General features: G+C 41.2%; 8 protein-coding genes. 2 read left to right on the top strand and 6 right to left on the bottom strand.

The features are described from left to right. Nucleotides 1-2: 2 nt before the first annotated feature. Complete coding sequence (locus IEV91_RS00430) at nt 3-1,514, bottom strand: sulfatase family protein (protein WP_188494964.1); 1,512 nt, start codon at nt 1,512-1,514, stop codon at nt 3-5. Nucleotides 1,515-1,912: 398 nt separating this feature from the next. Here IEV91_RS00430 and IEV91_RS00425 point away from each other — a divergent pair, with 398 nt between their 5' ends. Beyond that, nucleotides 1,913-3,145: a winged helix-turn-helix domain-containing protein gene (locus IEV91_RS00425; RefSeq protein ID WP_188494962.1), complete on the top strand. Its 1,233-nt coding sequence runs from the start codon at nt 1,913-1,915 to the stop codon at nt 3,143-3,145. Nucleotides 3,146-3,559: 414 nt separating this feature from the next. After that, the gene (locus IEV91_RS00420) at nt 3,560-4,081 is read left to right on the top strand and encodes a GNAT family N-acetyltransferase (protein WP_188494959.1); all 522 of its coding nucleotides are present in this window, start codon (nt 3,560-3,562) and stop codon (nt 4,079-4,081) included. A gap of 45 nt (nt 4,082-4,126) precedes the next feature. On the opposite strand, the gene IEV91_RS00415 is transcribed toward IEV91_RS00420, so the two are convergent. From IEV91_RS00415 to IEV91_RS00395, 5 genes are all read right to left on the bottom strand, one after another. Continuing rightward, nucleotides 4,127-6,064, bottom strand: a complete 1,938-nt coding sequence (locus IEV91_RS00415) for a DUF2207 domain-containing protein (protein ID WP_188494957.1) — start codon at nt 6,062-6,064, stop codon at nt 4,127-4,129. Between the two features lie 1,287 nt (nt 6,065-7,351). After that, nucleotides 7,352-10,507: a beta-galactosidase subunit alpha gene (gene ebgA, locus IEV91_RS00410; RefSeq protein ID WP_188494955.1), complete on the bottom strand. Its 3,156-nt coding sequence runs from the start codon at nt 10,505-10,507 to the stop codon at nt 7,352-7,354. A gap of 249 nt (nt 10,508-10,756) precedes the next feature. Further along, nucleotides 10,757-12,346: an APC family permease gene (locus tag IEV91_RS00405; protein WP_188494953.1), complete on the bottom strand. Its 1,590-nt coding sequence runs from the start codon at nt 12,344-12,346 to the stop codon at nt 10,757-10,759. A 434-nt stretch (nt 12,347-12,780) separates the two neighbouring features. Continuing rightward, complete coding sequence (locus IEV91_RS00400; protein ID WP_188494951.1) at nt 12,781-13,386, bottom strand: response regulator transcription factor; 606 nt, start codon at nt 13,384-13,386, stop codon at nt 12,781-12,783. 2 nt (nt 13,387-13,388) lie between these two features. After that, nucleotides 13,389-14,531 (bottom strand): sensor histidine kinase, encoded by a 1,143-nt coding sequence (locus tag IEV91_RS00395; protein WP_188494949.1) that lies wholly within the window; start codon nt 14,529-14,531, stop codon nt 13,389-13,391. Between the last annotated feature and the right edge of the window lie 98 nt (nt 14,532-14,629).

The following is a 14,629-nucleotide window of genomic DNA, read 5'->3' as shown; positions in this document are numbered from 1 at the left end:
GATTACGCACCTGAAGTTCTTGGCATAGGAAATGGTTCTTTACCCAGCTCGGCCCAGATATACTTTAATAAAAGTTCAGATTTTAAGGATGCTGCATGCGGATCATTCCATAAATTATGAATTTCATCGGGATCATTTTGTAAATCGAAGAGCTCACCATATGTTTGATTAAAGTAGACTGTGATTTTATAACGTTTATCCACATAAGTCTTTTGATGAACTCTTGTAGGCTGCGTACGGAATTCACATATCGCATGGTCTCTCACTGCTCTTTTCTCCCCTAACCATACGTCTTTTTGGTCAATCCCTGTCATTGACCTTGGTACTTCAATACTCGCAAAGCTTAAAAGGGTAGGGGCAAGATCAACGAGAGACTGAAAGGCTTGTGAGGTCTTTCCACTTGGTATGCGCCCTGGATAGCGGGTAATAAAAGGCAACCGGATTAAATCTTCATAATGGAAGCCGCCTTTATCATGGAGACCATGCTGACCAAATAAGTGGCCATGATCCGTAGTAAAAACAACGATGGTATCCTCGGACAACCCTAGTTCATCTAATTGATCTAGAATTTTCCCCACATATTTATCTAGCATACTGATCATCCCATAATAAACCGCCATATTTTTTCTGGCTTCATCATCGGACACGTTGGCATGAGAGTGGTAGCCAATGCTTCCAAATGCCGTTTCCTGATAGTTTGAAAAATCAGGAGCGTGTTCTTGGGTCAATTGAAAATGCGGAGGGTTATGTTCATGTTCACCAGGGACAAGCTTAGGAACGCTAAGATCACTGGGATTATAAAGTTTATCCCAAGGCTCGGGCACTAAGTAAGACGGGTGGGGATCAAAAAAACTTGCCCATAGAAAAAAAGAGTCACCATGCTTTTGATAATGCTTAAGTCTTGCATTGGTCCGTTCAGCAATCCACGTATTGTAATGATATTTTTCAGGAAGTGGCCATTTGTACTTCATAGAGGAATCCATTGTACCCGTTGGAGGTAAAAAATAATCGCGCCAATTTTCGAGTCCATTTTCCTCCATCCATAAGGCATAATGTTGACCAACATGGGCCTCATTAGTGTGATTCCGTGCTAATTCAATATGTTCAAAGCCATAAAAGGGACCATGGAACCGCCTCCAATAGTCTAAATCTTGAAGTATAGGATAGGCCTCTAGGGAAGGATACTCTTCTGTTGAAGCGAGGGGCTGAAAATGTGCCTTTCCAATTAAGGCTGTACGATAACCTGCTGCTATAAAATCCTCCCCCACTGTATGGCGATCCTCCAATAGCTTAGTGCCAATGCTGTAGGCGCCATGCTGACTGGGATAACAGCCTGTAATAATCGAAGAGCGTGAAGGTGTACACGTTGGATTTGGGCAATAAGCTCTCTGAAATGTTGTTCCTTCATTTACAAGTCGATCGAGATTCGGTGTTTTAATATCTTCATTAAATGCACCAATCGTATTCCAATGTTGCTGGTCAGTCGTTATAAGCAAAATATTTGGTCTTTTCAACTTACAAACACCCCATTTTCATTGATTGATCTCCTCTTTGTCCCTTATTCATCCTGACATTCCTTCAATAAATACTCTCAGAAAATCACTAAACACCTTGATGAACCATATTTACGAATACGTCACTCTTACACCCCTCCCCTCCATCTTTTCCTGCTCCCCATTCTTTATCTAGCCTTAATCCTTAAATACAGTCTACTAAATATTCAGAAGTAAAGATATAATAAACCTTAAAGAGAAATGCCAAAGAAAATGTGGTAAAGCCTGGTCTTTATTAAAGCACACTGAAAAAGTTTTTAATGCTAAAAGCCACTTCAGCACCATTGAAATACTTATATTAGGTGTGTTCCTCAGTGTCACTAACTCAATGATCTGACGTTATAACAAAGGAGGCAAAAATGAAGCCACCCTATAAAATCTCTCGTAAGGCAGTTCGACAATTTTTACTTCACCGTCAACATCTCTTTTTGCCTTATTCTTCTAGACAAGGAACCCAAGAGCGCACCTTGGACATGCTCAAGCAGTTAGAATGTATCCAGATTGATTCCGTTGCTTCTGTCACTAAGAATCAACATCTTGTCCTTGATGCTCGCTTGCAGCAATACAAACCGGACTTTCTCAACACTTTACTGAGGCAGAAAAAAACATTTGAGTACTTCGCCAATGCCATGTGCGTGATTCCGATGGAGGACTTCCCCATCTTCAAGCCTATTCGTGAAAGATTACAAGCGCAAATAGCGCCTTCTCTTAAAACCTTACAATCAGTCTCTCAAGAGATTTTAACGTGCTTGGCGGCAGAAGGACCACTCCCTTCCAGAGCCTTCAAGTCAGCAAACAAGGTCCATGGGTATTGGGATAATACCCATCCGAAAACAAAGGAAACCTCCCATGCGCTCAACCTGCTCTTTGATAGTGGTGTGATCCAAGTGGCTAAGCGTGAAGGCTCTGAACGTTTTTTCGATCTCACCGAACATTGTATTCCTAAAGATATACTAGACCAAGCAACAGAAATATCCTTGTCAGAAGCGCAGCAGGTCCTCATTGAAAAATATATAAGGGCTTATCGTATTTTTTCTGGGCACACCTCACGATTTGGTTGGTTGAATTTAAAAGCTGCTGAACGCCAGACCCTATTAGATGACCTACAACACCAAGACAAGATCCAGACGTTAGAAATAGAAGGTATCAAAAGGCAGTATTATATTAGGACTGAAGATCTTGAAGAGCTCAATGCCTTCGAAACGACACCTAAAAAGTATTTCTCTCATCCCATCGCCTTTTTACCTCCACTCGACAACTTATTATGGAGTCGAGAGCGCATCCAAGATTTTTTTGCTTTTGATTATAAGTGGGAGATTTATACACCGCGTGCTAAGCGCCGCTATGGGCCATATGCGATGCCAATCTTATGGAAAGACAAGTTTATCGGGAGAATCGATGCCACATTATCCAAGCAAAATCAACAATTCACCGTGCGTTTGTTACAAATTGAGCCACACATAAAGATCACGAATACCTTGAGGAAACACTTAGTACACGCCCTCAATACTTTTGCACAAAACCATGGCGCTAAGACGATCACCATTGAAAAAATTGAAGGACAAGAACTAACGATTAAAGAACTTTTATGAGAAAAACCGAGCGAAAAACATGCCCGATCCACATTCAGTTGGAATTTAAAATGTTTTTTCATTAAAATGCTTCTTCAGTATCAAGTGAATTGGAGCGGAAGACGCGAGATTCGGAACACTTATACAGAGTGTGTTCCTCAGCGCCGCTGACTCACGGATGCCTAAACTAGAGTCCTTCGGGAACAGCACGTGTCCGAAGATCCATTTTGGAACACACAGATTAACCATTACAAAATTAGCTGAGGCCACTAAGGACAATCGACTAAAATCGTCACGTCCTGTGACAACACCGATCCTACCCACTTCCTGTGGGCATGAGGAAAGCGAGCGTTCTGTAGCGGAAATCCACACCGTCCTGATGACCAGCACTTTATAATTTCGGATCTTTTGAAAAAGACGGGAGGTAAGATCAAAATGAACAAAGAAAAATTAGACGTGAGTATAAAACCTGCAGAAGCTGATCAACTCGAACTGCTTGTCAAACAATTTTCTCCGGATAATCCGATGTTTCAATATAACAGATTCGACGTCCAATCAAATGGGAAAGGCCTTTACTTAATTGCTTGGCATCATGAAGTTCCCGTAGGTCATTTCTTGTTAAGATGGTCAGGACCAGAGGATGAGGCTGTCACTCAACGCCTCAACATCGCACAATCCGCTTATCTTGAAGCTGGTTTAATAATAGAAAAGTATCAAGGAAAAGGAGTAGCCACAGCGATCATCCACGAATGCGAACGTTTAGCAAAACAAAAAGGTTGCAACCATATTGGCTTGGAAGTCGGCTTAGAGAACTTCAAAGCGAGAAGCCTTTATGAAAAATTAAATTATAAGGCCTGGGAACATGGCTCCTTTTCAATCAGTTGGGAATGCCTCGATGACAAGGGAAATATATCAATTGACACGGAAGTCGTCACCTACATGCAAAAGGCTTTATAGGAAGACACCTATAAAGCCTTTTTAGAGTTTAGTCATATCTCATTTTTAAAAAGCCCCTGCTCCCCCACCGCCTGTTGAAGTCGGCGTAGAACTGGTCGTCGAGGTGGCGCTCGAACTTGTTGCAAACATCAGAAGAAACAAGCTCGGATCCATGCCTGAAGTCATAAGATCAGGATTTTGCAATAAAGGGGAGGTCTTTTCGAGCGTCTGATAGCGATCATCTTTTTGATAAGTAGCCATAAAGTCCTCGCTGATCCCTAAAACAATGGCTATATATAATAGATCCTCTAAACGCTCCTGATCCAGAAAGTTAACAGAGAGGCGCTCGGCCTTCACACTGCGTTTCCAAGCTTTTAATAACCGCCGTTCATTTAATTTTTCCTCAAGCCATCTTTCACTCGGGATTATTACAAATAAACAAACAATAGCCAAACCGGCTAAAAGACTTAAGGCTATAGGGGCTCCAGTATGTAAAAACAACAGACTGATCAAGCCCACGAAAAAATAGCCATAGAAAACGATCTTTATATGATGGACCATTAAATAGACAATAAAGCTAGCGAGCAGCAGAATAGCAAGACAAATATTAACCGCAACGATCACCCCAATTGCCATGCCATCAATAAAGAATAAAAGGTTAACAACGCCGGCAAATACCACTGTCAGAAGCAAGGCTATGATAGGGAAAGCACGCACAGACGTCTTGAAACGCTCTCGTGAAAAAGCAGGCATATCTAAGAGTAAATCCTGCCATTCTGAAAACTTTTCTTGAAAACGCTCTGCCTTTTTCTTAAAAGCCTTCTCAGATTTCTCTTTTTCTTTTTCTGTTGGTCCATAAATACTATCTAAAGTAAAACTAGGTTTTCCTTCATACCTTTCAGTGAATAACCAGCTTACAAGAAAGCGATCGGCTTCAGATAAAGACTTTTTATCCACTAAAAGAGTGAAACGTAAGGTTTCATTTGGAAAGTCTTCATCCTTTATGTATTTTTCATGAATTGTCGCCTTCTCAAGCCGCACCACTCGTCTTCGAACCAAAGATAATAATCCCGCGGTTAAAGCGCCATGAGAAAACGCTAATCGTTGATCCAAAAAATGAACATATAAGGGATCAAGCTCCCCTATCTCCATTTCAACGATCTCCTCTCTTCGACTCATTCTTCTCTGTATCTTTATGATCAACGCCATAAAGACTAAAACAAGCACAACCCCCGACAGCACCAGTAATGGCTGTTTAATCCCTTCAAGCCGTTCGGAGCGGTGAATGAGCCGCTCATGAAGCTTATCCTCCTTTTGTTGTAAGGCTTCATATTTGTTTTCAGGTGCATCTGTTGCTTTTTCTGAGAACGCTGAAGGCTCGAGCAAGAAATGAACTTCCGTTGAACTTCCAGCGGGGAGAGTATCAATGTGATAGTCAAAGCCTTTCTTTGCCTTTTGAAGCTCAGCCTTCCCTGTATAGTCATGAAGATAAGCATGATCCCGCTCATTTAAGGCCTGAGCAAACTGATAATGAATCGTCACATTATGTAAATCACTTTCATTCTCACTATCGTAAAAGGAGTAATTGATGAATGCTGCATCCCTATACTTCTTGACAACATTTTTTACTGTATAAGTGTAAAGCACCTGCTTACTTTCGTTCTGCGACTGGGTATACGTTTTATAGATAGTATTATCATCATCGTCCTTATCTTTCGTTGTTTTTAACGGAATAGCATTCTTTGTGCTAAATTTATCTTTTGTATTTGAAGGAATGAGATAAGCCTTAAAATTTTCAACCTTCGCATCATGAATACTACGGGTGGTTCCTTTAAATGATCCCTGAAAATGGTAGTTATAGAGTTCCTTCACTGTCATAGAGCCATCTGCTAAAATATCGGTCTTAATCTCTACTTGGTTAATAGTAAACGTCTTGTCTCCGCATCCTGCAAGCAGGAAAAAGACACCAAGGAAAAAGATAAGACTTCCCAAAGCTTTTTTCATTTCCATTCTCCTTCCTACTTATGTTGTATACGACAAAAAATAGAAAAAGTTTCAAATGGGGCTCTCATTTCCATAGGAATAAAGGACATCTAGGAGAAGTATAATGTCCGTTTTCAGATGGAATAGGCAAACGAGCTTCAAAGCCCCCTTTCTATGAATCAATTACTTTAAAATTTCGCTTTGAAATCAAATGTTAAAGTAACAAATTGTCATTATCAATAAAATTCCAATCGTAAATGACATGACTCAAAAACATAAAAGGCATGATTAGATACATGATTCATATAGATTGCGACGTATCTTCAAGAAGAGTAATGAAGGGTTAATCGTGTAGATTTCCGCTCTAGGTCGCTCGCTTTCCTCATGCCCACAGGACTAAGGAAAGCGACTAAGAGATTAGTCCTCGCAGAAAAATCGTGTTCTTACGATTTTTTGATGTGGGTAGGATCGGTGTTCGACGCACCATCGGGGTCCCCGAAAAGTGTTCTTTACTTTTTGGGGTGGTATTGAGGTGCTAGCTTTGACGTTGTCACACGGATGTGACGGTTTTAGTCGAAGTTCCTTAATGACGTGACGCTTTTAACCGATCGTCCTTAGTGGCCTCAGCTAACTTGGGAATGGATGATTTGGTTCCCAAGTATTTATGAATAAAAATCTCCTGTTCCTGCGTCTACTCGTACCGCTTCGCAGTCAGCTTTCTCGGAACAACTCGAAGTGTATTCGTGAAGTCACGCTGGCCCCGTTCCCGAAGGAGCCAAAGCGCCTTTCACTCCAATCCACTTCCATGCTGTCGATGCTTATTGATGAAAAGATTGGGCATCTTTGCTTTTTTTAAGCTAATATTAACTCTAGTTGCAAGTAAATCAGATCATCTTACCTAGCGTAGGCAGAATACGCGGACTCCAGTGGGAACAACACGCGTCCGAAGATCCACTTTGGAGCACCAAAAAACTGACTCCAAAGTTAGCTGAGGCCGTGCCCACGGAAAGCGAAGTATTCTGCCGAAGCGGTTGTTAAACACCAAATATAATAAGGTATGAGCTGTCAAAGCCGATCGAATTGACGTCGCAATTTCCTTCAACTTTAAAGCACATGCCTAAACAACATCTATCGACTAGAACCCTTCGCATTATTTGAGAACTATTAAAGAGGTGTAAACAGTGTTATTTAAACAAGTTGTTAGACACTCCAACATATTCAATAGAACCTCAAAGTCTAAAAGCAAAGAAGCCTGCCGAGAGAGTTCTCGACAAGCTAGATTAAGAGTATTGAAATTTTAAACAGCTCTTAAAAAGTCAGTTTTCCAAGCTGTTCGGCTTGAATTTCATTGGTTGAAAAAGGTTGGAATAACACCTTAAAAGTAAAAGCCTCAGTATAAAGGCGATAAGGTTCTAACACATCAGGACCGCAACTCGCAGAGCCAAGACCATGATGCTTGTGATCTAAACTAAAGGTAATCGCGTCCCGCTCTTCTAATTCATACGTATGCTTTGCTTTTTCAATATCCGCGGTGGTGTAATAATGTGCAGTAAAGTGGTAGTTTGGTGTGCCAATTAGAGAAAGGCCAATGCCCTTATCGTTGGTGAGTGCAGACCACTTCACATCGTAACGCAAACCATTTTCTTGTGGCAATACATAAGGTGTAAATAAATCTTCAACCCTTTTTGTCCAAACCCCATAACGATTGGCTTGCTGACTATCCGCATAAGCCTCTCCGGGTCCTTTTCCATACCATTTCACATTCGCCAAATCTTTCGGGAGCGTCAATTGCACACCAATACGGGGTAAAGTCTTTGGCGCTTTGCCTTCAGGCCGCCCATTCACTTCCAAAAGAATAGCACCATGAGCATAAATCGTATAAATGTACTCTGTATTCATCCCCCAAGCCAAGCGTGGAGGCGCCACACGTGTATTGACCTTAATGAGAGCATACCCCTCATGCTTTTCCAGTTCTACAGAATACACATGATGCCTCATATCCCGCAGTCCGTGTGTTGTCCAATCCGCAAACGTTGCCGTATCCATCCAGTCGGATTGTGACCAAAAGTCATTATCAATCGGCGCCCGCCACAAGTTAAGTCTTGGTCCCTTATCTAAGAGACTCACCCCTTGGTAACGCCAGTCTTCTAAGACCCCATATATTTTACTGAAGGTACATTCAAATGCATGGCCTTTAAAGTTGAAGCTACTCATCGTTTCTATAATTTCAAGAGAGCCACCATCAGGAACCGAAACAGGGTTCTCTTCAGTTTTCCCCATCGGCAATTTAAATTGTTCCCAAGCTATTTCATACCCTGCTTGTGCCCAGTTAGTATCGTAAGCTAACCGAAAAGCGATATTGAGTAAGTACTCGGTATTCGGTTTGACTTGCTTTTCTCCTGTTGTAAACGGGATCTGTATAGCTGCTGTTTCATGGGGTCGAAGAATTGGAATGCCACAAGTCCCTTGTTCAAGGACCACACCATCTGCTTCAATTGCCCAAGAAAGCTGAAGATGATCCAGGGTGATAAAATCATAAAGATTTTTCAGGAGGAGTTTTCCTTCCCTTAAATCCTTGGATGTCACCTGCACAGGCTGAATCACTTTCTTATACTCTATTAATCCGGGTGATGGAGTATGATCAGGTCGGACTAAACCATCAATAACAAAGTTCGAATCGTGTGGCTGTTCGCCAAAATCACCACCGTAAGCATAATACACTTCTCCATCTTCGGTTTCTTGGCGAATGCCATGATCCAACCATTCCCAAACAAACCCTCCCTGTAAACGGCGGTGCTTATAAAAGGTTTCCCAATACTCCTTAAGGCCCCCTGGTCCATTTCCCATGGCATGAGCGTATTCACAGAGAATGTGTGGCTTACGAAGATCTTCTCGCTTCCCGAGTTGATCCATAATGTCAACAGCTGTATACATCGTTGTATGAACATCAGAGGATACAGGATCTCTCGGCGGCTCATTTTGATGCCCTTCGATACTCATAAGCTTCCTTGATTCCCCTTCGTAATGAATCAAACGACCCGGATCCCGATCCTTTGCCCAGTTCGCCATGGCGACATGGTTACACCCATAGCCTGATTCATTCCCTAATGACCACATGATGATCGCTGGATGGTTCTTATCCCTTTCAACCATCCGTTTCATACGATCCAAGTAGGCCGCTTCCCATTTTGGATCGTCACTTATCTGATCACCATTCCCTGCAATTTCAAAGCCATGACACTCAAGATCGGCCTCATCAATAACATATAATCCAAATTCATCACAGAGTTCATAGAAACGCGGGTCATTAGGATAGTGGGAGGTACGTACAGCATTAATATTGTGTTGTTTCATTAGTTTTACGTCTTCTATCATCCAATCGAGGGGGACAGCCTTCCCATAAACAGGATGATGATCATGACGATTCACACCTTTGAACATGATCTCAACGCCATTGACAAGAATCACTCCGTCCTTTAATTCCACTGAACGAAACCCAACCTTTTGAGGAATCACCTCGAGAATCTTTCCATCACTATCTTTCAATAAAAGGAGTAAATCGTAGAGATAAGGATGCTCCGCAGACCACTTTTCTGGGGTATCGACAGGCATTTCAAGAGTATGATGCATGTTTGAAGTCGATAGAGTCATCGACAGTTCACCACTCTCTACCACTAAACACTGCTTGCGATCATAGAGTTGAGCTTCAATCTTTAATGCGCCATACTCATCTGTCTGATTAACAAGGTCGGCCTCAATACGCAACGTCCCATTTTGATAGTGGTCATCCAAATCAGTATGAATAAACACATCATGAAAATGGGCTTTTGGCTTGGTCACTAAATAGACATCTCTAAAAATACCGCTTAGCCACCACATATCTTGATCCTCTATGTAACTACCATCTGACCATTGATAGACTTGGACAGCGATTTTATTTTCCCCGGCTAATACATAGTTGGAGATGTCAAATTCACTAGCAATTCGACTACCTTGACTATAGCCAACCTCTTCCCCATTTATCCAAAGGTGAAAGGCACTATCCACCCCTTCAAATCGCAAAATAATTGTCTGTTTTAACACATCCTCTGACAAGTAAAACGAGCGAATATAACAGCCCGTCGGATTCTCTGTCGGAATATAAGGTGGATCTACTGGAAAAGGATATTGCACATTCGTATAATGAGGTTTTCCATATCCGTGGAGCTGCCAGCTTGAAGGTACAATCAGGTCGTCCCACTCATTCGCATTATAGGTCGTTGACTGAAAACCTTCAGGGACTTCATAAGGTGTTTCAGCATAAAAAAACTTCCATACCCCATTTAACAATTGAAACCCACGTGACAAACCCCTCTGATAAGTTAACGCTTGTTCAATAGAGGCATATGAAAAAAAATAAGCATGTTCTTTTAAGCGATGGCGCTCCAAAACATTCAAATTTTCCCAATCAGGTCGTTTACTCATTGTCTCTCTCCCCCTTCTTAAATTCTCAATAAATAAGCACTGTTGCAACCGATTACATTTTAGTCTAATCTTTATTAATTAAATTAATTATATATTCTATTTTATTAGACCACAGCTGCTTTCATGAGTCAATTCTAACGCTGTCATAAATCAGGAACACATGTGTTTTGATAAAAAAGAGCCAAACAATAAAACGACCTCCCATCAATCCAACGATCAATGAGAGGTACTGTTCATCCAAGGAGGCTCTTAGCGCTCTTCTTGTTGGTGGTCTTCTCTTTCTTTTCCTTCAATTTCTGGTGTCTTCCAACCACTCTTGACTCCCCATAAATAGAAAATCAATGCAGAGATGACAACGGCTACTGTATCCCAGCCGGTTGGGATAATATTCAATCCACCAAAGTCTGAACTTCCAATAAGGGAAAGAACAACCATCCATAGTAAATAAATAATCATCCATAAGCCCGCTTTTAAGTGTGTAGAAAATCCTCTGAACTTATTTTTGAATTGATAATAGAAATAAATAGGTAAACCAATCAGCATGACGATAGTGATTTCCCCTGTCAGCGGCCACCTCGACCAGTAAAGCATCAAGGAACCCACGATAAAGGCGATTGGAGCCAATATTTTAATCCCTTTTAGTCGAAGTGGGCGCTGGAGGTCATTCCCAATATTACGCAACACGACAACAGAAATTGGCCCAATCAAATAGGAAATAACCGTCGCGACTGAGATCACATCGGATAACGAACCCCAGCCTCTAAATAAGTACAAGAAAATAAACGAAACCACTAGATTTAGCCACATGGCTGGACGGGGAATCCCCAATTTAGGGTGAACCCTCCCAAATACTTTAGGGAAATAGCCATTCTGTTCCATGCCATAAATCATCCGTGCCGTTGTCGCCGTATAGGTCATTCCTGTTCCAGAGGGTGAAACAAAGGCATCTGCAAACAATAAAAGAACCAACCAGTTTAACCCCCAAGCAATGGCCAAATCAGCAAACGGAGAATTAAGATTAATATGGTTCCACCCATGTGCAATCATCTCGGGTTTGACAGAACCGATGAAAGTGATTTGTAAAAGAACATAGATGACTCCAGCAATTAAAATAGAGCCAATGACTGCAATAGGAATCGATCGCTTAGGATCACGTGCCTCGCCTGCCATATTAATAGGACTTTGGAATCCATTAAAAGCAAAAACAATGCCAGACGTCGCAATTGCCGTAAATACACCCGACCAACCATAAGGCATAAAGCCCCCCGTTTCGTGACTTGTAAAATGACTGCCATGAAAAGAAGCAATGATTAAACCAATAATGGCAAGAGCGGGGATAATAAACTTAAAGATAGTAATAGCAGTATTAACCCTTGCAAAGAGTTTCACAGTGAAATAGTTCAGTATAAAGTAAACAACCACTAGAGCCGCGGCAATCCATAGTCCCGGTGTTGTTAATTCCTTTCCATCATATAATTGATGGGCCCAATCAAAACGCCATGAGCTCATGTATTGCGCAGATGCTTCAGCTTCAACAGGAATAACAGAGACAATTGCAATCCAGTTAGCCCAACCAGCTAGGAAACCAACGAGAGAACCATGTGTGTAATGTCCATATCGGACCATACCGCCTGCTTCGGGAAACATGGAGCCAAGTTCGGTAAATGTAAGCCCTATGATTAAAATAATGATCGTTCCGATAGCCCACGATAATATCGCTGAAGGTCCAGCAATCTTAGCGGCCTTCCAAGCACCAAAAAGCCATCCCGATCCAATAATTGAACCGATGCCTGTCATCATTAAAGCAAAAGTTCCAATATCTCTTCGCATTTTATTCATCTTAGGTTCTTCCTTTCTTGTAGTCACTCACTTGATGTCATCCACAATGGATTAGAAGAACAGAGCCTTTGACATTTCTTGAGATGACCTTTTTGAATATAAATTTCAAAATGTTTCAAAGGAAAAGGCACATTCCAACTCCTTATTCAGCTGTGATGAATAGTGACCGCTTTCCTTAAAAAAGACTAGATTTTCACCAATAGCATTATATCATAAAAATGTTAAACCGCGTCAGAACAATGTTCTTAATCTAGTAATCAACATAATGTTCTTAAAGTTCAGACATGGATATTTACCCTTTTTATCGTTCAATTAAACCCCATCTAAAAGGGCGTCATGATAAGAAAGAAAACGGAACCATGAATGAGCTTTTCCTTTGTTTAAAGAAAACGTCTCCCATCAGGGTTCCATCTTAAACTTCTTATATAGCTTCCCTATTTAAACCAACCCTTTTCCCTAAAACGAGAGACCGCCTCAATTCTATTACTCACATTGAGTTTATCAAGAATGACAGAAATATAATTGCGTACTGTCCCATTCGTGATAAAAAGTTCACCTGCAATTTCTTTTGTGTTTTTGCCATCAGCCATTAACTTGATCACTTCTTCCTCGCGTTTGGTTAAAGGACTTTGACTCTCATTCGCAAAAGCCATATCCACAAGCTCTGGGGCGTATACGCGTCTTCCTTCAGTAATCAATCGAATAGAACTTGCAAGTTCTTCGCTTGGACTGTCCTTTAATAAGTAACCACTTACCCCTGCCTGACGGGCACGCTGAAAGTAACCCGGACGAGCAAATGTGGTGAGGATGATGATTTTACAGGGATCATCCTTTAAAGCTTCAGCAGCCTCAAGTCCACTTTTGACAGGCATTTCAATATCCATAATACAGATATCAGGTTGATAGTGTTTGACTAGACGAAGTGCTTCCTCCCCATCCCTTGCTTTACCCACCACGTCCATATCTTCTTCCAAATCTAGAAGTGATCCGAGTGCACCTAGTAACAGGCGTTGATCTTCAGCAATGACAATACGAATCATAGTTACTCCTCCTGTTTCGCCGTCTCTCTAATAATATGAGGGACCTTAAATATAACCCGAGCCCCTTCTTCGGACTCTGTTGAAAAGATATCTAAACTCCCATTGACAAACTCAAGGCGTTCCCTCATCCCATTGAGCCCATTCCCATGATGAGCCTCTCCCCTATTTCTAAATCCAAAGCCATTATCAACGACTTCAATCAAAACTTCATTACTCTCTTGCTTAATTTTGACACGGCATACAGAAGCTTCACTGTGTTTCACGACATTGGTCACTGCTTCCTTTAAACACATACACAACACATTTTCAATGAGAAGTGGGGTATTTTCAAGACGGGGACTACCTTCTAAAATAAAATCAATCTGGGCCGCTTCCAATATTTGTCCAATATGAACGACCTCATTCTCTAACTTGACGCCTTTCATATCTGACACCATTTCCCGCACTTCTTGTAAAGCTGTCCGTGCCGTTTGATTAATATCAATAATCTCAATCTTAGCATCCTCTGGCTTGACATCGATTAATCGCCCTGCTAAATCACTTTTTAAACGAATAAGAGAGAGCTTCTGCCCTAAAGTATCATGCAGGTCGCGAGCAATCCGCTGCCGCTCCTCTAAAACAACCAATTCAGATATCTTTTTATTGGCATTTTCTAGTTGGTCTTCAAGAATCTCACGCTTATTACGATTGTACATGTTGAAGGGTAAAAGAATCACGCCAATAACACTGATAATCACGAAAGGTAATTGTGAAGTAAACAGCGTCGTTTCTATAAAAAAACCAGTGGTAATGGCCGCAATGGTTGTCACAAGATGGGTGATATAGAGCGTCAAAAACCCGCCTCTATTTTTTATATTTCCAATAAAGTAAGCTAAAAAGAGTGCAAAATAGACATAACCAAAAAACAAGGTCGTAAATATACTAATCGCCATTTCTATACTGACCCATAGATAAACAAATCCAGTTTTGGAATTAAAGGATAAGCGATACGCCACAAAAAATAAAATAATCATGACAATTCCAAAACAAATATCCATCAGCGATGAAGACCGCATAATTACATAGAAAGGGAGAATACAAAAGATAATCCAAACAAAGGTGCTGAGTCCTGTATTCTTGGGAATCACATGAAACCAGTTCCGCATAACGGCCTCCTTTATACGCTAAATGAAATAGCGCCTGCAAGAATAATATGCTCTCTTTCACTGTCAAACTTGCCTAATCTCTATTAGAACAAACGAAT

The organism is Pullulanibacillus pueri (assembly GCF_014639255.1).
Classification (GTDB): Bacteria; Bacillota; Bacilli; order Bacillales; family Sporolactobacillaceae; genus Pullulanibacillus; species Pullulanibacillus pueri.
The sequence above is the reverse complement of the archived record's forward strand: the minus strand, read 5'-3'. Positions and strand labels throughout refer to the sequence as shown.